We start from the raw sequence: 20843 nt of genomic DNA on the forward strand, positions 1-20843 counted from the left end.
GTGGTGCGCGCTGCCGGGCGCACGCGGAAGCGGTGCCGGTCCGGCGTGGGTCAGCCGGTGACGCGGATCTCGACGAGGACCGAGCGGAGGCCGGTGTCGCCGGACTCGCCGACCGGTGTGAGGTCGTTGGCCGGCGCGTTGACGACGGTGTCCGTGCCCTCGGCGGTCAGCGTGGCCTTCACCGGGCGGTCCTGTGTCCAGATGCTGAAGGTGTCGGGCAGCTCGAGCGTCAGGAAGCCGGACTTGGCGTTGGTCTTGAAGCAGAAGATGCCCTTGCGGGACTCGATCGCGATGTTCGACGGGTCGGCGCACTCGCCGAGGTCGGTGACGTCGGTGAGCCAGACGTGCCCGTCGCCGCGCTTGAGCGTGACTCCGCGGTCCGCGAGGAGCTCGGCGGCACCGGGGTGGTCGAAGTCCTCGACCAGGTCGGGCATGCCCTCGACGGCGGCGCTCTGGGCGGCCGGCGCGATCTGCGGGAGAGCCAGCGCGGTGGCACCGAGGCCGACCACGAGGGCGGCGGTGAGGCCGCCCAGAAGGGTCTTCCGGGCAGGGGATATCGCCATGGATTCCTCTCATTCATCACATAGGCTTCTCGAAAGTAAAGCACAGGTAAGATCCCTGTCGGCAAGCTGCAAAGCCCTCCTTCACCTGGAGAGATGGCGCCACCTGACAGTTCGTCAACTGTTATCGGTGTGCCGCGGCTTCGCTATCGCGTTTACTTCCCCGCGATCCAACGGAAAGCGGACATAGCTTGAAGGACCGTCAGGTGAAACAACCATCGCGCTCCATACGCCTGGGGGGCTTCCGCGCGGCGTGTGCGACTGTACTGTCCGCCACACTGGCGGCGACTCTCCTGGGCACAACCCCCGCGACCGCGGCAGACGCCGAACCGACCGTGTACCGCGGACTGGTGGTCGGCTACTGGCTCGAGGGCGGGACCGGCATCCAGGAAGCGGCCGAGAAGGCGCTTCTGGGCTCGGACGAGGACATCCGGACGTTCCTCACGGATGCGCCCGGCATTCAGCAGATCGATGACCGGGTGGATCTCTCCCGGGTGGTGAACGCCGGTGGGCCTGCCGTGCGGGAGGGCGCGAAGAAGGCCCTCACCGGCACACCGGCCGACGTCGAGGCCTTCTTGGACGAGGGCTGGAAGGCCCCGAACGAGCAGGATCTGCGCGTGGAGGCCGCCAGGGTCGTGAACTTCGGCGGCCCCGGCGTTCAGGACGCGGGCAAGGCCGCACTGCTGGGCACCTCCGCGGACGTCAAGCAGTTCCTGGAGGTCGGCCAGTACAAGGCGCAGCAGACCGACAACCGGGTCGAGGTCACCAAGCTCTACAGCACCGGCGGCACGAACGTGAAGGCCGCCGCCAAGCTCGCACTGCAGGGCACTGCGGACGACATCGTCGAGTTCCTGGAGGTCGGCCAGTTCGTCGCCCGCAACCGTGACCAGGAACACGCCACGATCGCGCAGCTGATCGAGCAGGCCGAGAAGGCTGGCAAGCAGGCCGAGGACGCGACCGACAAGGCCGTGGAGGCCTCCGCACAGGCCATCACCGCCGCCGCGCTCGCCAAGGAAGCCGCGGAGCGGGCGGCCAAGGAGACCGAAGCCGCGAAGACCGATGCCATCCGCGCGTCGGCGAAGGCCAAGCAGGCCGCCGACGCGGCCCGGGCGGCGGCCGAGGCCTCGCAGCGGGCGATCGGCGCTGCCAACGAGGCCAACCGCTCGGCCAGGCGGGCGTCGCTCGCCGCGGCGCAGACGGCGAACGCGGCCGCGGCCGCGGCCGAAGCCGCGGGCCGTGCCTCGAACGCGGCCTTCGCCGCGAGCAAGGACAAGGGCCAGGCCCAGGCCGCCCTCGACCGGGCCGCCGAGGCGCGCAAGGCCGGCGAGCTCGCCAAGCGCTCGGCCGCGGCCGCCGAGCAGGCCGGCAAGGCGTCCCTGGCCGCCGCCGACGCGGCAGCCGCGTCCCGCAGCGCAACGGGCAACGCCAACGCCGCCGCCAACGCGGCCGACCAGGCAGCCAACTACGCGGAGGCCGCCGGCGGATCCGCGGCCGAGGCCCGGGCCGCCGCGGCGGAGACCCGCCGGCACGCCGCCGAGGCCGACCGCGCCGCCACCGCCGCCGAGGCACTGGCCCGCAGGTCGGCGACGGCGGCCAACGAGGCCCGTGACGCGGCCAACTCGGCCGCCACGCATGCCTTCAACGCCGCCACGGCCGCCGAGGAAGCCGCGGCGCACGCCGGTGAGGCAGCCGACCAGGCAGCCGAGGCCACCAAGCAGGCCGCTGCCGCCAAGGCCGCCGCCGACACCGCCACCAAGGCGGTGGCAACGGCGCAGAAGACCTTCGGCATCGCCCGCGAGACCGAGGCCGAGGACCTCAAGACCCGCACCAACGCGGGTGTCGAGGCCGCCATGACGTACAAGTCCTCGGCAGACACCTTCACCGCGGATGTCTCCCGGACGGTGGTCGAGGGCCAGGCGATCGTGGACGACACCAAGTCCCTGACCGCCGAGGCGAACAAGCCCGACGCCGACCAGGCCGCCATCGCGGTCAAGGGTCGTGCGGTCGCGATGCGGGCGCTGCAGTACTTCGGCTCCTGGCGCAAGGACGCGGCCGCCCAGGCCCTGTCCGGTACCGACGCCGAGGTCATCGAGTACCTGAAGACCGGCTGGGACAAGGCCCTCGCGGACGAGACGCGTCAGCAGGTCGCCGACCTCGCCTCGGCCGGCCCCTACGAGGCGGTACGCACTGCGGCCACCGAGGCTCTGAAGGGCACCGACCAGCAGATCCTCGACTTCTACACCACCGGCCGGCACCAGGCCGCCAACGCCGACTACCGCATCGCGGTCACCAAGCTCGCCAATGACGGCGGCCCCGGCGTCAAGGAAGGCGCCGTCAAGGCCTTGCAGGACGGCAGCACGCAGGCCCTGCTCGCTTTCCTCAACAGCGGTCAGTACGAGGCCCAGCAGGCCGACGAGCGGGTGATCGCCACCCAGCTGTTCAACGTCGGCGGTCCCGAGGTCAAGTCCGCCGCGAAGATCGCGCTCGCCGGGTCCGCCGACGAGGTGCACAACTTCGTCCAGGCGGGCCAGTACACGGCCGCCCAGAAGGACGGGCTCGCCGACACCCACGTCGCCCAGGTCGAACGCCTCATCGCCGAGGGCCAGAACATCGCGGCCACCGCCCGGTACAACGCCGCGGTCGCCGCCAAGGCCGCCGCCGACGCCAAGAACGCCGCCGCCGAAGCCGAATTGGCCGCCGCCGACGCCAAGAAGAGCGCCGGCGAGGCCGAGGACTACGCCACCGCAGCCGACAACGCGGCGGACCGCGCGGAGACCAGCGCCAAGCAGGCCAAGACCTCGGCGACCACCGCACGCGCCGCCGCCAACCGTGCGGCAAGCGACGCGGTGGCCGCCGAGGAGTCCGCTGCCCAGGCGGAGTTCTCCGCCGAGTACGCGCGCACTTCGGCGTACGAGGCCAAGGAGTCCAGCAGCCGTGCGCATGCGGACGCGGTGGCGGCCGGGAAGAGCGCGGCAGAGGCCGACCAGCTGGCCGCCGCGGCCTGGAAGGACGTGGTGCAGAAGCGCGAGGCGGAGGAGGCCGAAGCGCGTCGGGTGGCAGCGGAACGCCGCAAGCAGGAGCGGGAAAGCGAACCGGTCTGCATCGTCAACCCGTACCGCGACCACCTGCCGCCCTGCGCGCTGGCCGGCAAGCCCCTCACCTTCCCCGAGATCGACCCGACGATGAAGGAGATCGTCTGGGAGATCCTCGGTCTGAACGACGCCAAGGAATGCGTCCAGAATCCCAGCCTCGGCAAGTGCTCTCTCGCCGCGCTGTCATTCCTTCCGGTCGGCAAGCTCAAGCTCCTCAAGAAGGGACTTGACGGAGTAGAGGATGTGGTCGACGGCAGCAGGACGGTGCGCGCGGCCCAGAAGTGCACGCAGTGCTTCCTCGCGGGCACCAGGGTGCTCATGGCCGACGACTCGGCGAAGAACATCGAGTCCGTCCAGGTCGGCGACGAGGTGCTCGCCACGGACCCGGTCACCCGGGAGCAGGGCCCGCGCAGGGTCACCGACCTGATCGTCACCGAGGACGACAAGTTCTTCAACGAACTCGGCATCTCCACCCCGCAGGGCGAGGAGAAGCTGACAGCGACGTACGAGCACCCGTTCTGGTCGCCGTCGGAGAACGACTGGGTCGAGGCGGAGGTCCTGCGGCCCGGAATGACGCTCAGGACCGACGACGGCTCCACCGTCACCGTCCTGGCCAACCGGTCCTTCAGCAAGATCGCGCGGACCTACAACCTCACGGTCGAGGGCCTGCACACGTACTTTGTCTTCGCGGGTGACACCCCGGTTCTGGTTCACAACAGCCGGTGCCTGATCGCCAACGTCACCGGCCCCGCCGGCGAGACCCTCTGGCTCCCCAAGGGACGCAAGGCTCTGGCGAAGGCCAACAATGGGAAGGGCTGGTTCTATGACATCAAGGAATCCGAGGCTCTCGCCAACGGGCTCCACAAGAGCGTCAGATACGTACGCGTCATGGATCCGACGACCACCGGGAAGTTCCCGCAACCCACCGGATACATCACCTACGCAAACGACATGGGCCAGTTCATCAACCCCCTGACAGGGAATACCGTCGGTCCGGCCGACCCCTACTGGCACATTCCGATCCGGTAGATACCGTTGCATCGCGCGTTGGTCTGCACGACCTTGTTGAGGCCGTGCAGACCAACGCGCCACACCCACCTTGACCAGGAAAGACACTCCCCCCATGAATGCCGATGAGTCTTGGGAATCCGTACCGACCGTCACCATCCGCCTGTGGCGTGCGGATGCCATTGTGCTGTTCGACTGGCTGATGAGCACCGATCTGAACGCGGTACCGATCTCGCACCCAGCCCAGAAGCAGGCGCTCGCCGACCTGTTGGGCCGGTTCGAGTGGGCGTCCGACACGGACATCACGGCGTCCACCGAGGAAGAGATTGCCGCAGCGCAAGAAGAAGTGGCCAAGGACATGGGCTGGTAAGGCGCGGGTGGCGATCAAATGACCTCGGTTGAAGCCCTCTTGACCACCGCCGAGACCGGTACGTCGGCGGATCCCATCGGCTGGGATCCGCTGCGGGAGCCCGACGCCTTGCAGGAGGTGGGGCTCCTCGACTGCAGGGTGTGTCCTCTCACGGGCCGGGCCGGGTTGCTCCTGGACATGCGCAGTGCCCTGCAGTACCGCACGGGCAATGCCGCCCTGCTCGTGGTCCGCGGACTCCGGTCGTTCCACTGGGACGAGGAGCCTCTGGAACGCGACCTGCGGCCCTTCACGATCATGTCGAGCACGCCCTCAGCGGCCAAGAAGAAGGAATGGCGGATGGACATCGGCCTGATCCCGGATGGCGAACTCTCCGTCACCGGAAAGAATGCGGACTTCTATCTCCTCGAGGCCGAGGGAGTCCCTGACGCTCCACCCCTCTTTCTGGAGCGCCAGCTGCACGAGGTCCGCGACGGTCTTCCCTGGTGGGATTCCGAATGCACGGTGTTGAATTCGTCCACATCGAGCAGCACGTGAAGTAGCCGCGGAAATCGCTGTTGGTCGATTTCGCCCCGCTGGATGTCATCCAGCGGGGCGAAATGCTGCGAACCGAGTGGCCTGTCACCAGGAGACGCCACCTGGCGGATCAGAGCTCGACCCTGAGTCCCTCCAGCCCCCGGATCACAAAGGCCGGCTTGCGTACCGGCTCGGCGGTGAGGGTGAGCGTCGGTGCCTGGGAGAGCAACGCACGCAGGGATGCGGTGAGTTCCAGGCGGGCGAGCGGCGCCCCGATGCAGTAGTGGATGCCCGCGCTGAAGGAGATGTGCGGGTTGTCCGGACGGGAGAGGTCCAGCTCCTCGGGGGCGGTGAAGACGGCAGGGTCATGGTTGGCGGAGCCGAAGAGCATGGCGATCTCGGCGCCACGGGGAATGGTCGTACCGTCGATCTCGATGTCATCGAGAACCCAGCGCTCGAACAGCTGCAACGGCGTGTCGTACCGCATCAGCTCCTCCACGGCCGTGGGGACCAGCGAGTGGTCGGCGCGGAGGGCGGCCAGCTGACCGGGGTTGCGGAAGAGGGCCCACCAGCCGTTCACCGTCGCGTTGACGGTCGCCTCGTGTCCGGCATTCAGCAGCAGCACACAGGTCGAGATCATCTCCTGCTCGGTAAGCCGCTCCCCCTCGTCGTACGCGGCGATGAGGCCGGAGATCAGATCCTCGCCCGGCTCCTTGCGGCGCTCCTCGATCAGCCCCAGCAGGTACGCCGTGAACTCCTCCGACGCCCGGACCGCCTTCGCCGCCGTCTCCTCCGACGGATTCATCTCGTACATCCCGCAGATGTCCGCGGACCACGGCCGCAGCGGCGCCCGGTCGGACTCCGGGATCCCCAGCATCTCGGCGATCACCGAGACCGGCAGCGGCTCGGCGACATCGGTGAGCAGATCACCGCCGCCCGCCGCGACCAGCCGGCCGACCAGCTCACCGGCCAGCTGGTCCACGTACGGCTTGAGCCGCTCCACCGTGCGCGGCGTGAACGCCTTCGACACCAGCCGCCGGATCCGCGTGTGGTCCGGCGGCTCCAGGTCGAGCATCCCGTGGTCGTTGAGGACGTGGAACGGCTCGTGCTCGGGCAAGGGCGCGGTGCGGCCGAAGTCCTCGTGCGTGAACCGGTGCTGGTACGTCCGGCCGAGGCGGCGGTCCCGCAGCAGCGCCGACACGTCCGCGTGATGCGGGACCAGCCACTGCTTGGTGGGCTCGAAGTAGTGCACCCGGCCCCGGGCACGCAGCTCCTCGTACGCCGGGTACGGGTCCGCCAAGAACGCCGGGTCCCACGGGTCGAAGGCCTGCGGAGTCTCCAAAGCTGCCATGGACGGACGCTAGCCCGACCCACCCCCCGCTGACCAGGGGCGTCTCGACGGACGGCCCCTATCGGACCACCGCGCGCACCCCTTGATCACCTGGGCGTGACCAGCCGTGCCTCGTACGCGAACACCGCCGCCTGCGTACGGTCCCGCAGGCCCAGCTTCACCAGGATCCGGCTCACATGGGTCTTGATCGTGGACTCGGCGACGAACAGCCGGGTCGCGATCTCCGCGTTCGACAGGCCCTGCGCGATGAGGACCAGCACCTCGGTCTCCCGGTCGGTGAGATCGCCGTACGCCGCCTGTGCCGTGGCCGAGAGCCGGGGCTCGTCCGCGAGCTTGGAGAACTCGGTGATCAACCGCCTGGTGACGGAGGGGGCGAGCAGCGCCTCGCCGGCCGCCACCACCCTCACCCCGTCGGCGAGCTGGCGCGCCGAGGCGTCCTTGAGGAGGAAGCCGGAGGCTCCCGCCCGCAGCGCCTGGTACACGTACTCGTCGAGGTCGAACGTCGTCAGGACCAGCACCTTCGCGGCGCCGTTCGCCGCGACGATCTCCCGGGTCGCCTCGATCCCGTTCATCTCCGGCATCCGGATGTCCATCAGCACGACGTCCGGGGCCAGCTCACGGACCCGCTCGACGGCCTCCCGACCGTTGACCGCCTCGCCGACCACCTCGATGTCCGGCATCGCGCCGAGCAGCACGGAGAAGCCCTCGCGGACCATCACCTGGTCATCGGCTATCAGTACGCGGATGGTGTTGCCGGCGGTACCGCTGGTGGTTCCGCCGCTGGTGCCGCCCGTCATCCTGTCTCCTCCGCCGCCGCGGGCACCGGCAGGAACACCGCCACCTCGTATCCCCCGTCGTCCGTACCGCCCGCCGTCATCTCGCCGTCCAGCATCGTGACGCGCTCACGCATGCCGGTGATGCCGTGCCCCGCGCCGTGCGTGGACTTCGTCAGGCTCGTCGTCGGCGCGGGGCCGTTGACTATGCGCAGGCCGAGCCCTCCGAGTACGTAGCCGATCTCGACGCGGGCCGGCGCACCCGGCGCGTGCCGCAGGGCGTTGCTCAGGGCCTCCTGGACTATGCGGTACGCCGACAGCTCGACACCTTGCGGGAGCTCGCGCACCGCTCCGGTGACCGCCTTGTCGACGGTCAGGCCCGCGTCGCGCACATTGGCCAGGAGCGCGTCGAGGTCGGCGAGGGTGGGCTGGGGGGCGTCCGGCGCCTCGTAGTCCTCCGCCCGTACGACACCGAGTACGCGGCGCAGCTCGGTCAGGGCAGCCACCGCGTTCTCCCGGATCGTGATGAAGGCCTGCTCCAGCTCCGGCGGCGGATTCTCCACGCGGTAGGGGGCGGCCTCGGCCTGGATGGCGACCACCGACATGTGGTGGGCGACCACGTCGTGCAGTTCGCGGGCGATCGTCGTGCGCTCTTCGAGAAGGGTGCGCCTGGAGCGCTCGTGCGCCGTCTCCGACTGGTGGGCGGTCACCTCCTGCTCCGCCTCGCGGCGCACCTGGAGGACGGTGACGACCAGGAGAGCCACGGCGGAGACGAAGAGCAGCGGCACCGTGTTGCTGCTGTAGTACCCCCCGTGGAAGAAGGTCTCGGCGGCTATCCCGTACAGCGCCGTCAGCACCCACATCCACGCGGCGGTGCGCGGCCTCGTCCGGAACGCCACGACCGTCAGCACCACCAGGTGGGTGGCGAAGCTGCCCGGCAGCCACGGCCAGTCGCTCCAGCTGGTGCCGAAGACGCCGACGACCGGTGTCGCCACGAAGGAGAACCAGAAGGCACCGACCGGCCGGACCAGCGTCAGCAGGACCGGGAGCAGGGCGAGGAGGGCGCACACCAGCGTCCCGATGCTGTCGCCGCCGGCACCGGCGGTGTTCGCGATAGCCATCGCGAAGAGTCCGGCCACCGCCACCACGGCGTGCGGTGTCCAGGCCGCGTACTTCTGTATGCCCTCGGGCAGCCGCCGGGTGAGTGGGCCGTCCACCCGCATCCGCGGCAGCGGGCGGTAGGCGAAGGCGTCGTGGAACAGGTCCTGCCGGAGCCCGCGCAGGGCGTCCGCGGCCAGCCGGAACTCCGGGCTGCGCGGCTTTGCCCCGCCCGGCGGCGTCATCTGCGTCTGGGTCGTCTCGGTCACACTCAAAAAGGTAGGCCGCCGCCGGGGTCGCCGTCGTCACCAGGGAGGAGGGTCCTCCGGGATCCGTCTCAGGTACTACGGGTATCGCTGTGGTCCTCCGATGGAGGGGGAAGGGGGCGGAGGGGTGGAGGGCACAGCGGGCGGGACCGTCGCCGATCAGTAGCCGGACGGGCGGACCAGTCCTGACTCGTAGGCGAAGACGGCCGCCTGGGTGCGGTCGCGCAGGCCGAGTTTCACCAGGATGCGGCCCACGTGGGTCTTCACGGTCTGTTCGGCGACGACGAGGCGCTCGGCGATCTCTGAGTTCGACAGGCCTTGGGCGATGTGGGCGAGGACCTCCGTCTCGCGCTCGGTCAGCTCGCCCACCCGCTGTTTGAGGGGGGAGCGGGGTGTGGAGTCGAGCCGGGAGAACTCGGCGATGAGACGGCGGGTGATCCCGGGCGCGAGCAGGGCATCGCCCGCCGCGACCACCCGTACCGCCTCGGCGAGCTGGTCCGCGGACGCGTCCTTGAGCAGGAACCCGGAGGCGCCGGCGCGCAGCGCGTCGTACACGTACTCGTCGAGGTCGAAGGTGGTGAGCACCAGCACCTTGATCTGGGGAGTGGCCTCGGTGATGCGTCTGGTGGCGTCGATACCGCTGAGTTCGGGCATGCGGATGTCCATCAGGACGACGTCCGGGGTGAGTTCGGCGACCTGCACGATCGCGTCCATGCCGTCGACCGCCTGGCCGACCACCTCGATGTCGGGCTGGGTGTTGAGCAGCACGGTGAAGCCCTGCCGGACCATCTGCTGGTCGTCGGCGATCAGTACGCGGATGGTGCCGATGGTGCCGCTCGTCATGGGTTCTCTTCTCCTGCGAAGCCTGTGTAGCCAGTGGAGCTTGTGGAGCCAGTGGAGCTTGTGGAGCTTGTGGAGCTTGTGGAGCTTGTGGAGTTCGCGATGGCCTTGGTGCCCGCGGGTTTCGCGATGGCCGTGGTGCCTGTGGAGTTGTCATCCGCTGAGCCGTCGGGGTCCGAGGCGTCGGGGTCAGAGGCGCCGCCGCGGGGCAGGAAGGCCGCCACCACGAAGCCGCCGTGCGAGGTCTCCGAGGTCACGAGGGTGCCGCCGAGCATCGCGGCGCGCTCCCGCATGCCGAGCAGACCGTGGCCCGCGCCCGGTGACGGCGGGGCCGGGCGCTCGGGTCTGGAGTTGATGACCCGTATCTGGAGGCCACGGGGGAAGTGACAGAGCTCGACGCGGACGATCGAACCGGGCGCGTGCCGCAGGGCGTTGCTGAGTGCCTCCTGGATGATCCGGTACGCGGACAGCTCCACACCGGGCGAGAGGGGAAGCTGTTCGCCGGTGATCTCGGTGGTCACAACCAGTCCGGCGGTGCGGGTGTTCTCGACGAGGGCGTCGAGGCGGTCGAGCGTGGGCTGCGGGGAGTCGGGGGTGGCGCCGGTGCCGGCCCCGAGGCCGTACGGGTCCTCCGGATTCTCCGAGCGCAGGACGCCAAGAACGCGGCGCAGCTCGGTGAGTGCCTCCAGGGCGTTCTGTCTGATGCCCTCCAGGTTCTCCCGCAGCTCCTTCGACGGGTTCTCGACGAGGTGCGGCGCGACCTGGGCCTGGATGGAGATCACCGACATGTGGTGGGCGACCACATCGTGCAGCTCGCGCGCGATACGGCTGCGCTCCTCCAACAGCGTGCGGCGGGCCCGCTCCTCCGCGGTCAGCGAGGCCTGCTCGACGAGCTGGCTACGGGCCTCGCGGCGGCCGCGCAGGGCGGTACCGAGGAGGACGACGGCGGCGAAGACGATGACCGCCAGCACACCCGTCGAGGAGTACGACACGGCGCCGAGGAGCCCCTGGAAGACGTACGTCAGCAACGCGGTGAGGGCCAGTGCCTCTATGGCCACCCGGGTGGGGACCCGCAGAGCCAGCAGGAACAGCACGATCGCGTGCGCGACGATGCCCGGCCCGCCCCACGGCCAGGGGATTGCGCCGTCGACACGGCCGATCGGTGAGTCCGAGGTCAGGCCGGGGCGTGCGGCCTCGGCGGCCACGAACGTGGCGACCAGCGAGAGCCACCAGGCCGGAACGGGCCGCCACAGCACGAGCACCACGCCGATGCCCTGGGCCAGCGCGGCCAGCAGACCCAACTCCGCGCTCACGCCGGAGACCATGGTCATCTGCTCCGTGTTGGCAACGGTCGCGACGACCGCGATCACGATGACCACGACATGCGGGAACCTCCGCAGCCACCGGGGCCGCGACAACGGCGGCAAGGGCATGCGGGTGAAGTTCGCCCCGTCCTCCCACAAGGTCCGCAGCACTCGGCGGAGTCCCTGCCCGGCCAACTGCGCGACCGAGGGAGGCGACGGAGCGGCGGAGGCGTCGCCACGTGTGATGCCGTTGTTGCTCGGGCCGCTCACGGGGCCAACCCTAGGCACGGGGCACCGCCTTCACTCCGGCGGGGTCAGGACGGCGGTGGACGCGGACGACTCGGGAGGGCCGGCCGGTGCGGCGGCGGGGGCCCTGTTCATGGGTGCGAAAGGCGGACCAGCAGACGGCGAGGGCGAGAGCGAAGACGGGCAGCCAGGCGAGACGTGCCGCCACCCAGCCGAGGTCGTCGGGGACGGTGTGCAGGCCGGGGAGCCGGCCCGCCAGGAGGCCCAGGGCGGTGACCGCCATCAGGGACGTCTGGTGCCACAGAAATATCGTCATCGCGGAGAGATTGGCGAGTGCCACCGCCGCCCAGGCCGCGGGGCGCCCCATCCAGCGGCGGAGCGGCCCGCGCAGCAGCAGGGCGAGACCGCACTGCGCCAGCCCGAAGGTGACGACGGCCAGCGACGGCGGGTTCAGGTTGGAGACCGCCGCGCCCGGGACGCCGACCATCGACGCCGGATAGCCCGCCCACGCCACCAGCACCGCGGTCGCGGCCGCCCCGCAGCCGAACAGCACCCAGCCCGCGCGACGACTGTCCAGCTCACCGCGCGTCCAGGCCGCACCCAGCGTGTACGGCACCAGCCAGCCCGCCGCGACGTTCACCCAGCCGAGCCAGGACGGGCCGCCGAATCCGAAGCGAATGAGATCCACATGGAGAACGACGGCCAGCGGCCACAGCGGGTTCATCCGCGTCAACAGGGGTGTCGCCGCGGTCAGTCCCGCGAAGACCAGGAGAAACCAGAGCGGGGACAGCGCCAGCTTCACCAGCGCGTGGACCGTCTCGAAGCCCGTGCCCGACGCAAGCAGACAGACCGCGGCCACCGTCCAGAGGGCCAGCACCGCCGCCACCGGTTTGAAGAGGCGGGCCAGGCGGGTGCGCAGCCACTGCCCGTACGTCGTGCCGCGTGCCCGCGCCGACGCGTAGCCCTTGGTGGCCACATGGCCGCCCACCAGGAAGAACACGGCGAGCGTCTGGAAGACCCAGGAGATGGGAGCCAGCCAGGGCATGTGCTGCAACGGGCTCGCCACGCGCAGCGCGCCGCCGTCCGCGACCAGGGCCGTCACCAGCCAGTGGCCGAGTACGACACCGAGGATCGCGAGGGCGCGCAGGGCGTCGACGGCACGGTCCCGCGCCGCGGGGGTCGCCTCGTCGATACGACGGGCGCCGCCCCTTATGCCTTGTGCCGCCGCCCGTATGACGCTGCCGGGCTTGGCTGTTCGGGGCATCGCTGTTCGCACGGAGCGCGAGTGAGACGGGTGCGACGAGTGAGACAGATGAGACGGGTGGAACTCACGCACGGGTTACCTCCGAGGTGTCGCCGAGGACGATGCGGGCGAGGTTGTCCAGGGACACCGAGCCCGGTGTGAAGTAGTCGCTGTGGCCGACACCGCCCGCCGCGAAGACATGGGCGCCGAAGTCCGGGGAGACCGGGTCGGTGCCGAAGCCGACGGTCGAGCCGAAGAGGTCGGCGCGCGCGTGCGGGACGCCCGCTATCCAGTCGTCGGCACCGCGGGCCGCCCAGACACGGGCGGACGTGTGCAGTGCCGCGACCGAGTCCGCGCCGGTGCCCGGGCTGCCGACGAGCACGATGTCGTCCACGTCCAGGTCCTGCGCCGCACGTCCGCAGACCACCGTGCCGTAGGAGTGGCAGAGCAGGGAGACGGACGCCTTCTCGCCGACGACGCCCCGCAGTTCGCGTATGAACCCCTTCAGGCGCGGGGCCGCGGCGTCGGCCCGGTCCGCGGTCAGCACCGTGGTGCTCACCGTGCGGGGTGCCTCATAGCCGAGCCAGGCGACGACGGCCGTACGCGGGCCGAGGCGCTCGTGCAGGGAGAGGGCGCCGGCGCGGAACCGGTCGTACGTCTCCAGGTTGGTGTCGGAGCCCGGGACCAGGATCGCGACGCGGTCGGCCTCGGCGAGGTCGCCGAACACCTCGACGGCCTGGCCCGGGCCTCGGCCGTCGAAGGAGAGGAAGTGGCGGGAGGAGTCGGCCATGGCCCGGTCGGCGGCGGCGCGGGTGCTGTCGCCGCGGTCCGCGGCCATACGGGCCGCCTCCGCGGCGTTCGCACCGTTGGCCGCGTACGCCTCGTCCAGCGTCGATACCGTCACGGGGGCGAGCGTCGCGGGCGCCGGGGCGGGGATCCGGGGCCGAGCGGCCGCGGCGGCCACGGGGACGACAACAGCACCCATGACCAGTACGGCGAGCAGGGTGCGGCGCAGCCGCCGGACCACGCGTCCGGCACGCCCACCCGGCGTCGGCCCCGCGGCCATCGGCACCGACTCCGGTCCCAACCCCGGCTCCGGCACCAAATCCGGTCTCAACCCCGGCTCCGACTCCGACTCCGACTCCGCAGGTGATACCCCGCTGCCCGCCGCGCTCGGCTTCGCCCCGAACCCCATGCCGACCTTCCCTCCCCGTGCTCCCGCTCATCGGGCGCCAATGGAAGGGAAGTTACGGATCGTCACGTGTCGTCGGCGTCCCGCCAGGGAGCTCACCTGGGAGGTAGCTCTCAGGTATTACGGGTATGACCGGGCTGCCGAACACGGGCCACACGCCGGTCGCTCCCCACCCGCCTTCACCAGGCCAGCTGGGCGATCTCCTCGGCCACCACCGCGCAGGCGTCCGCCGCCGGGTCGATCAGCGGGAAGTGGCCGACGTCCTCCAGGAGCGTCAGGCCGACCACCTCGCCCGCCTTCGCCGCCGCGTCGGCGTACGCCTCCGCGACCGCCTGCGGGACGACGATGTCGGTACGGCCCTGTACGAGGGTCGTGGCGATGCCGGTGGGGAGGAGGTGCGCCGGGTCGGCGTACGGCAGGCGGTCCGCGAACTTGCCCTCCCCGCCGAGGAGTTGGCGAGCGGCCCCGCCGCACACGTCCAGCTTCTCGGCAACCCGGAAGTCCGCGATCGGGGCGAGGGCGACGACGCCGCGCAGGGGCGCCGGACGGTCCGTGTGCCAGGGCGCGTCGGCGGGCAGGAGGTGGCGCGCGGAGGCCCACAGGGCGAGGTGGCCGCCCGCCGAGTGGCCGGTGACCACCATGCGGCGGGGGTCGGCCGACGGGAGCTTCTCCCGTACGAGCGCGGGCAGGGTGTCGAGCGCGGCCGCGACGTCGTCGAAGGTGTCCGGCCAGCGACCTGCGACCGGGCCCTCGCCGCCCTGCGCGGGGATCGCGGCGCCCCGGCGGTACTCGACGTTGGCCACGGCGAAACCGCGGCGGGCCAGGAAGTCCGCGAACGGCGTGATGTGACGGCGGTCGTACGGGGCGCGCCAGGCGCCGCCGTGCAGGACGACCACGAGGGGGGCGAGGACGGCGGGGTCGGGCTCGCGCGGGGCGTAGAAGTCGATCACCTGGTCGGGGTGGTCGCCGTACGCGACGGTGACGTCGGGGTCGACGGGCGGGTGCGAGAAGGCGGACGCCTCCTCGGCGTCGTCCCGTGCCATCGCTCCGTCCCGAGCTGCGGCTTCGTCCCGAGCTGCGGCGTCGTCCTGCATGCTCCAACCTCTCAGCGGTGAAACGGATTTGGCGGACCAGGAGAGAATTCGACCGTTGGCGGGGACGCTATCAGGCCCGTGACGTGCGTCGACACCGGGATATCACTCTCGGTTAGGGTCAAACGGTTCTGCTGTTTCGTTACGCTGGCGGGGGACGTCCACGCCCGTGGTCCGGTCCGCGAAGGAGTACGCCATGTCCGCCGAGCCCGGCACCGTACGCCCCGGGGGACGCACCGCCCGTGTCCGTGCGGCTGTGCTCCGCGCCGCCGGGGACGTGCTCGCGGAGCAGGGGTTCGCGCATCTCGATCTTGCCGATGTGGCGCGGCGGGCCGAGGTGGGGAAGACCACGGTGTACCGGCGGTGGGGGTCCGTGACCGGGCTGGTCGCGGATCTGCTGAGCGACATGGCGGAGCAGTCGCTGCCGCGGGTGGAGACCGGGTCGGTGTTGGGGGATCTGCGTGCCAATGCCGCGCTCGTGCGGCGGACGCTTGCCGATGCTCGGCAGGGGGCGTTGTTCCGGGCGGTCATTGCTGCGGCGGCGGGGGATGTGCGTACGGGGGAGGCGTTGCGGCGGTTCTATGACGTGCGGGTTGCGGAGTGGGCGCCTTGTGTCGAGCAGGGGGTTGTGCGGGGGGAGTTGCCGGTGGGGACCGACGCTGCGCTGGTCGTGCGTGCGGTGTCTGCGCCGCTCTATTACTCCTTGCTCACCGGTGGGGTGGCGCCGGGCGAGGACGATGCCGAGCGGGCTGCGGCGGCGGCGTTCGCTGCGGCGGTGGCCGGGGTGTACGTCGTCGGCCCCCGGTGAGCCGGGGGGAGGGGACAAGCGTTTTTCGCCCCCTCCGCCCCTACCCGTCCCTTGCTCCTGGGGGCTCCGCCCCCAGACCCCCGTTCGCCCGAAGGGCTCGTCCTCAAACGCCGGACGGGCTGAAAGATCTTCCCCGGCCCGGGGCTGAAGAGCGCAGCCTCCACGGGTGGGTGGGGGATCGGGATGGTGCTGCCTCGTCCTTGAACGCCGGACGGGCTGGAGATACCTGGCCCGGGCTGGAAGATCTCTCTCCCCCCAGCTACAGAACGATCTCCTCCCCCAGCACCCTCGCCGCCCGTTCCACATCCGCGAAACCGACGTACAAGGGAGTGAAACCGAAGCGCAGGACGTCCGGGTGGCGGAAGTCGCCGACCACGTCGCGCTCGATCAGTTTCTTCATGACCTCGCCGGCGTCCGGGCAGCGTAGGGCCACCTGGCTTCCGCGCTCCGTGTGGGCGGAGGGTGTTACGGACTCCACGCGGCCCTCGGGGACGTATGCCGAGACGCATTCCAGGAAGAAGTCCGTGAGGGCGAGGGACTTGGTGCGGACGGAGTCGATGGAGATGCCGTCCCAGACCTCGAGGGCCGCCTCCAGGGCGAGCATCGAGAGGATGTCCGGTGTGCCCACCCGGCCGCGCAGGGCGCCCGGCGCGGGTTCGTAGGCGGGGCTCATGCCGAAGGGGTCCGTGTGGGAGTTCCAGCCGGGCAGCGGGGAGTCGAAGCGGTCCTGGAGTTCGTTGCGGACGTAGAGGTACGCCGGTGAACCCGGGCCGCCGTTCAGGTACTTGTAGGTGCAGCCGACCGCCAGGTCGACACCGTGGGCGTCCAGGTCCACCGGCAGGGCGCCCGCGCTGTGGCACAGGTCCCAGACCGCGAGAGCGCCCGCGGCGTGGATCGCGGAGGTCAGGAACGGGAGGTCGTGCAGGCGGCCGGTGCGGTAGTCGACGTGGTTCAGCAGGACCGCCGCCGTGCGGGGGCCCAGGGCAGCGGGCACGTCCGCGGGTTCCAGCGGACGTAGCTCGCAGCCGGTCAGGCGGGCCGCCGACTGTGCGATGTAGCCGTCCGTGGGGAACGTCGTCGCGTCGACCAGGATCTCGTCCCGGCCTTCCCCGGCCAGCCGCACGGCACCCACAACCGCCTTGAAGACGTTGACACTTGTGGAGTCGCCCACCACTATCTGGCCGGGCGCCGCACCGACCAGCGGCGCGATCCGGTCGCCGATCCGCTCCGGCGCCGTCCACCAGCCGCTCTCGTCCCAGGACCGGATCCGCAGCTCGCCCCACTGACGGCGTACGACGTCCTCGACCCGGCCGGGTACGTTCGCGGGCAGCGCGCCGAGCGAGTTCCCGTCCAGGTACACCACGTCGTCGAGGACGAACCGCTCGCGCAGTCCGGCCAGTTCGTCGGCCGAGTCCAGCTCCTCGGCCCTGCCGCGCAACTCCGACAGCTCAGACATGGGACCTCGCCGTCCACAGCTCGGGGAACACGTTCTTCTGCGCCCGCTTCTCCAGCCAGGCCACCCCGGCGGAGCCGCCGGTCCCCGTCTTCGCGCCCATCGCGCGGCGCGTGGCGACGAGATGGTCGTTGCGCCATCGCCACACCAGTTCGGCTACGTCCGTCAACGCCTCGCCGAGACGGGCGAGTTCGGCGTTCTCGTCGCCCGCGTACAACGACGTCCACACCGCCTCCACCTCCGGCGAGGACTCGTAGCGCAACGACACGTCGCGCGAAAGGACCGCCGCCGGGACCGCGTGCCCGCGCCGCGACAGCAGCCTCAACACCTCGTCGTACAGGCTCGGTTCGTGCAGCGCCTTCTCCAGCTCCGCGTGGACGCGCGGCGCGCCCCGGTGCGGGACCAGCATGGACGCGGACTTCTCGCCGAGCAGGAACTCCATCCGGCGGTACATCGCGGACTGGAAGCCGGAGCCCTCGCCGAGGGCGCCGCGGTACGAGTTGAACTGGGCCGGCGTGAGCCCGGCGAGGGGCCGCCAGGAGGCGTTCAGCGCCTCCAGCTCCCGTACGGACCGCTTCAGCGCGGCCACCGCGACCGGCACCCGGTCCTCGCGGAGCGCGTTCGCCGCGGTCTCCCACTCGTGGACGATGACCGTGAACCACAGCTCCATGACCTGGGTGGTCACGAGGAAGACCATCTCTCCGGGGTCGTCGGAGCGGGTGTGCTGGAGGTGGGTGAGGACGTCCGCCTGTACGTAGTCCTCGTACGGCGTGGTTCCCTGGAAGTCGAGATGCGGGGTCTCGGGCTCCTGAGCCTCTGCGAGATGGGCCTCGGCGACATGGGCCTCGGCGAGATGGGTCTCTGCGGGCTGAGCCTGCTGGGACGACATCGCTGTCTCCTGATGCGTACTCCGGGTAGCGGTCCGCCCCTGCCGATTCCGACACGGGGGCCCCGGTCCCCACCGGCATCCTCCGCAATCGTCCCCCGATAACGCAAGGTCCGCCTGGTCACACCAGGCGGACCTGCACAAACGCGGTGCGCGCTAGGGCCTGTCCGGCGGATCAGGTCGGAGGAAATCGGCGGTGCCGCATTGACGCAGGTGAGCGGGGCGTGGTGCGTCGAGCTGCAAGGCGGAGGAGGGCGACGACGCGGAGCGTCGGCAACCGACGACAACGCCGCAGATCGGCGTGCCACGCCCCGCGTCTCCGGCATGATCCGCCGGACAGGCCCTAGCCCAGCGTCTGCGCCGCCGTGGGCGAGGAGTCCTTCAGGAACTGGCTGCAGCGCTCGTACTCCTCCTGCTCGCCGATCGCCTGTGCGGCGCGGGCGAGGCCGTGCAGGGCACGCAGGAAGCCGCGGTTCGGCTCGTGCTCCCAGGGGACCGGGCCGTGGCCCTTCCAGCCGCTGCGGCGCAGGGAGTCCAGGCCGCGGTGGTAGCCGGTACGGGCGTAGGCGTACGACTCGACGACGCTGCCTCGCTCGTACGCCTCGTCGGCGAGCTGGGCCCAGGCGAGGGAGGAGGTCGGGTACTTGGCGGCGACGTCGGCGGGGGCCGTGCCGTTCGCGAGGAGCTCGCGGGGCTCCGGGTAATCGGGGAGGTTGGTCGGGGGCGGTCCCCCGAGGAGGTTCTCGTGAATCGTCATGGGTTCCAGTCTGCGGCATTCGTTGGCGCGAGGTTGAGTCACCCCGGGGAGGGAGGGACCCCGGTGCCGGGGCTGGGCTCGGGTTTCTTCGCCCCCTCCGCCCCTACCCGTCCCTTGTTCCTGGGGGCTCCGCCCCCAGACCCCCGGTCGCCTGAAGGGCTCGTCCTCAAACGCCGGACAGGCTGAATCCTTCCCCGGCCCGGGGCTGAAGAGCGCAGCCCCCATGGGTGGGTGGGGGATCGGGATGGCACTGTCTCGTCCTCAAACGCCGGACGTGCTGAAAGATCTTCCCCGGACGGGGCGAAAGATCTCCAGCTCCGGCCGGGGAAGGATTCAGCCCCTCCGGCGTTTGAGGAGCGGGGTCTGGGGCGGAGCCCCAGGGACAAGGGACGGGTAGGGGCGGCGGGGGCGAAAAACCCCCACCCTCACCCCCGCTTCCCCGTCTCCAGCGGCGGAGCCGTGACCCAGCCGTGTGTGCGGCACTCGGGTCGGCGGCAGTCCGGTGCCGGGCGGCGGACCGTTGCGAAGGCCACGATCGCACCGAGGACGAGGACCCCGGCGCACAAGGGCATCGCCCGCCGGAACGCGGCGTCGAAGGCGTCGGCGGACCGGTACGCCTCCGCCCCCATCCCCGCGAGCAGCGGCAGCGCGGCCACCGCGATGAGCCCCGCCGCACGGGCCGCCGCGTTGTTGATCCCGCTGGCGAGCCCCGCCCGCCCGGTGTCCACGGAGGCGAGGACGGTCGCGGTCAGCGGCGCGACCAGCGTCACCATGCCCAGGCCCAGGACCAGCAGCGCGGGAAGCACATCGGCGACGTACGAGGCGTCCTCCCCCACCCGCAACATCAGCAGCATCCCCGCCGCACACAGCAGCGGCCCCACCGTGAGCGGAATACGCGGCCCGATGCGCTGGGCGAGCTCGCCCGAGCGGGCGGAGAACAGCAGCATGAGAGCGGTCGTGGGCAGCAGCGCCGTACCGGCGGCGAGGGCCGAGTATCCCGCCACCACCTGGAGCTGGAGCGCGGCCAGGAAGAAGAAGCCGCTGAAGGCCGCGTACACGCACAGCGTGACGGCGTTGACCGCCGTGAACTGGTGCGAGGCGAAGATGTCGAGCGGCATCATCGGATCGCTGCGGCCCCGCTCGACGTACACGAAGGCCACCCCCGCGGCCACGCCCGCGACCGCCGTCACCCACACGAGCACAGAGCCGCTGCGGGCCTCGATCAGGGCATACGTCACGAACGCCAGCGACAGTGCGCCGAGAGCCGCGCCCAGCACGTCGAAGCCGCGGTGTGTACGGCTGTCCTTGGACTCGGGGACATGCCGCAGAGCGATGGGCGCGCACAGCAGCGCCACCGGGATGTTCAGCAGGAACACCCAGCGCCAGCCGGGGCCGTCCACCAGCCAGCCGCCCACGAACGGCCCGATCGCCGCGCCGACGCCCCCGAACCCCGACCACAGCCCGACGGCCCTGGCCCGGTCGTCCGGATGGAAGGAGGCCTGGATGAGCGCGAGTGAACCGGGGGTGAGGAGCGCCCCGCCGACGCCCTGCAACGCACGGGCCGCGATCAGCACTCCCCCGCTGGGCGCGATTCCGCACAGCAGCGAGGCGGCCGCGAACCACACCACCCCGATGACGAAGACCTTCCGCCGCCCGAAGCGGTCCCCGAGCGATCCGCCCAGCAGGATGAGCCCCGCCAGCGTCAGCGTGTACGCGTTCACGGTCCACTGGAGGGCCGCGAGGTCCGCGTCCAGGTCACGGCCGATCCGCGGCAGCGCGACGTTGACGACCGTCGAGTCCAGCATGGCCATGCTGGAACCAAGGACGGTGGTCAGCAGGATCCACTTGCCCGTGGGGCTGGAGATCCGCACGCCCGGTTCCGCCGGTTTCTCCTGCGGAGACTGCGGAGACTGCGGAGACCGTGGAGACTCCGGATCCTGCGGAGTGGCAGCCATACCTCGGAGCATACGGAAGGGCCCGGCACCGCGCGGG

17 protein-coding genes are annotated in these 20843 nt (G+C 71.0%); 4 read left to right on the forward strand and 13 right to left on the reverse strand.

The genetic code is table 11. The annotated features are described in order from the left end of the window. Window positions 1-50 precede the first annotated feature (50 nt). A complete protein-coding gene (locus OG246_RS07185) occupies window positions 51-563 on the reverse strand; it encodes a hypothetical protein (RefSeq protein ID WP_266457513.1) in 513 nt (170 codons plus the stop codon). Between the two features lie 203 nt (window positions 564-766). Here OG246_RS07185 and OG246_RS07190 point away from each other — a divergent pair, with 203 nt between their 5' ends. The 3 genes from OG246_RS07190 (at window position 767) to OG246_RS07200 (ending at window position 5564) form a co-directional block, all read left to right on the forward strand. Next, window positions 767-4681 carry a polymorphic toxin-type HINT domain-containing protein gene (locus OG246_RS07190; protein ID WP_266457514.1) on the forward strand — a complete coding sequence of 1305 codons (3915 nt, stop codon included), beginning with the start codon at window positions 767-769 and terminating at the stop codon, window positions 4679-4681. Between the two features lie 94 nt (window positions 4682-4775). Then, window positions 4776-5030 carry a hypothetical protein gene (locus OG246_RS07195; RefSeq protein ID WP_266457515.1) on the forward strand — a complete coding sequence of 85 codons (255 nt, stop codon included), beginning with the start codon at window positions 4776-4778 and terminating at the stop codon, window positions 5028-5030. Window positions 5031-5048: 18 nt separating this feature from the next. After that, entirely contained in the window at window positions 5049-5564 is a 516-nt protein-coding gene (locus OG246_RS07200) for a hypothetical protein (protein ID WP_266457517.1), read from the forward strand. A 109-nt stretch (window positions 5565-5673) separates the two neighbouring features. On the opposite strand, the gene OG246_RS07205 is transcribed toward OG246_RS07200, so the two are convergent. The 8 genes from OG246_RS07205 to OG246_RS07240 all read right to left on the reverse strand — a co-directional run bounded on the left by OG246_RS07205 (window position 5674) and on the right by OG246_RS07240 (window position 14950). After that, window positions 5674-6894: a cytochrome P450 gene (locus tag OG246_RS07205; RefSeq protein ID WP_266457520.1), complete on the reverse strand. Its 1221-nt coding sequence runs from the start codon at window positions 6892-6894 to the stop codon at window positions 5674-5676. An 86-nt stretch (window positions 6895-6980) separates the two neighbouring features. Continuing rightward, complete coding sequence (locus OG246_RS07210; protein WP_266457523.1) at window positions 6981-7691, reverse strand: response regulator transcription factor; 711 nt, start codon at window positions 7689-7691, stop codon at window positions 6981-6983. After that, window positions 7688-9034: a sensor histidine kinase gene (locus OG246_RS07215; RefSeq protein WP_266457525.1), complete on the reverse strand. Its 1347-nt coding sequence runs from the start codon at window positions 9032-9034 to the stop codon at window positions 7688-7690. The genes OG246_RS07210 and OG246_RS07215 overlap by 4 nt, the downstream gene beginning before the upstream one ends. A gap of 156 nt (window positions 9035-9190) precedes the next feature. Next, window positions 9191-9874, reverse strand: a complete 684-nt coding sequence (locus OG246_RS07220; RefSeq protein WP_266457527.1) for a response regulator transcription factor — start codon at window positions 9872-9874, stop codon at window positions 9191-9193. After that, window positions 9871-11304, reverse strand: a complete 1434-nt coding sequence (locus OG246_RS07225) for a sensor histidine kinase (RefSeq protein WP_266463946.1) — start codon at window positions 11302-11304, stop codon at window positions 9871-9873. Before OG246_RS07225 ends, OG246_RS07220 begins: the two co-directional genes overlap by 4 nt. A gap of 151 nt (window positions 11305-11455) precedes the next feature. Further along, window positions 11456-12685 carry an acyltransferase gene (locus OG246_RS07230; RefSeq protein ID WP_266457530.1) on the reverse strand — a complete coding sequence of 410 codons (1230 nt, stop codon included), beginning with the start codon at window positions 12683-12685 and terminating at the stop codon, window positions 11456-11458. A 64-nt stretch (window positions 12686-12749) separates the two neighbouring features. After that, window positions 12750-13730: an alpha/beta hydrolase gene (locus OG246_RS07235; protein WP_266463949.1), complete on the reverse strand. Its 981-nt coding sequence runs from the start codon at window positions 13728-13730 to the stop codon at window positions 12750-12752. 305 nt (window positions 13731-14035) lie between these two features. Next, window positions 14036-14950: a S9 family peptidase gene (locus tag OG246_RS07240; RefSeq protein WP_266457533.1), complete on the reverse strand. Its 915-nt coding sequence runs from the start codon at window positions 14948-14950 to the stop codon at window positions 14036-14038. A 193-nt stretch (window positions 14951-15143) separates the two neighbouring features. Between OG246_RS07240 and OG246_RS07245 the strand changes: the two genes are divergently transcribed. Then, window positions 15144-15755, forward strand: coding sequence for a TetR/AcrR family transcriptional regulator (locus OG246_RS07245; protein ID WP_266457536.1), 612 nt, complete (start codon window positions 15144-15146; stop codon window positions 15753-15755). 259 nt (window positions 15756-16014) lie between these two features. Here OG246_RS07245 and kynU read toward each other — a convergent pair whose 3' ends face one another. The 4 genes from kynU to OG246_RS07265 form a co-directional block, all read right to left on the reverse strand. Next, the gene (kynU, locus tag OG246_RS07250; RefSeq protein ID WP_266463953.1) at window positions 16015-17202 is read right to left on the reverse strand and encodes a kynureninase; all 1188 of its coding nucleotides are present in this window, start codon (window positions 17200-17202) and stop codon (window positions 16015-16017) included. 1 nt (window position 17203) lies between these two features. Further along, window positions 17204-18097, reverse strand: a complete 894-nt coding sequence (locus OG246_RS07255; RefSeq protein ID WP_266457539.1) for a tryptophan 2,3-dioxygenase family protein — start codon at window positions 18095-18097, stop codon at window positions 17204-17206. A 340-nt stretch (window positions 18098-18437) separates the two neighbouring features. After that, the gene (locus OG246_RS07260) at window positions 18438-18851 is read right to left on the reverse strand and encodes a DUF3151 domain-containing protein (protein WP_266457542.1); all 414 of its coding nucleotides are present in this window, start codon (window positions 18849-18851) and stop codon (window positions 18438-18440) included. A 425-nt stretch (window positions 18852-19276) separates the two neighbouring features. Further along, window positions 19277-20806: an MFS transporter gene (locus tag OG246_RS07265; protein WP_266457545.1), complete on the reverse strand. Its 1530-nt coding sequence runs from the start codon at window positions 20804-20806 to the stop codon at window positions 19277-19279. Window positions 20807-20843: the final 37 nt, after the last annotated feature.

The sequence above is a fragment of the Streptomyces sp. NBC_00620 genome, assembly GCF_026341825.1.
In the GTDB taxonomy this organism is placed as follows: Bacteria; Actinomycetota; Actinomycetes; order Streptomycetales; family Streptomycetaceae; genus Streptomyces.

Bases quoted from the DNA above. Each gene is read 5' to 3' on its own strand.
- OG246_RS07185 (WP_266457513.1), bottom strand. From the start codon at position 563: ATGGCGATATCCCCTGCCCGGAAGACCCTTCTGGGCGGCCTCACCGCC.
- OG246_RS07195 (WP_266457515.1), top strand. From the start codon at position 4,776: ATGAATGCCGATGAGTCTTGGGAATCCGTACCGACCGTCACCATCCGC.
- OG246_RS07200 (WP_266457517.1), top strand. From the start codon at position 5,049: ATGACCTCGGTTGAAGCCCTCTTGACCACCGCCGAGACCGGTACGTCG.
- OG246_RS07205 (WP_266457520.1), bottom strand. From the start codon at position 6,894: ATGGCAGCTTTGGAGACTCCGCAGGCCTTCGACCCGTGGGACCCGGCG.
- OG246_RS07210 (WP_266457523.1), bottom strand. From the start codon at position 7,691: ATGACGGGCGGCACCAGCGGCGGAACCACCAGCGGTACCGCCGGCAAC.
- OG246_RS07220 (WP_266457527.1), bottom strand. From the start codon at position 9,874: ATGACGAGCGGCACCATCGGCACCATCCGCGTACTGATCGCCGACGAC.
- OG246_RS07225 (WP_266463946.1), bottom strand. From the start codon at position 11,304: ATGCCCTTGCCGCCGTTGTCGCGGCCCCGGTGGCTGCGGAGGTTCCCG.
- OG246_RS07230 (WP_266457530.1), bottom strand. From the start codon at position 12,685: ATGCCCCGAACAGCCAAGCCCGGCAGCGTCATACGGGCGGCGGCACAA.
- OG246_RS07235 (WP_266463949.1), bottom strand. From the start codon at position 13,730: ATGGCCGCGGGGCCGACGCCGGGTGGGCGTGCCGGACGCGTGGTCCGG.
- OG246_RS07240 (WP_266457533.1), bottom strand. From the start codon at position 14,950: ATGCAGGACGACGCCGCAGCTCGGGACGAAGCCGCAGCTCGGGACGGA.
- OG246_RS07245 (WP_266457536.1), top strand. From the start codon at position 15,144: ATGTCCGCCGAGCCCGGCACCGTACGCCCCGGGGGACGCACCGCCCGT.
- OG246_RS07255 (WP_266457539.1), bottom strand. From the start codon at position 18,097: ATGTCGTCCCAGCAGGCTCAGCCCGCAGAGACCCATCTCGCCGAGGCC.
- OG246_RS07260 (WP_266457542.1), bottom strand. From the start codon at position 18,851: ATGACGATTCACGAGAACCTCCTCGGGGGACCGCCCCCGACCAACCTC.
- OG246_RS07265 (WP_266457545.1), bottom strand. From the start codon at position 20,806: ATGGCTGCCACTCCGCAGGATCCGGAGTCTCCACGGTCTCCGCAGTCT.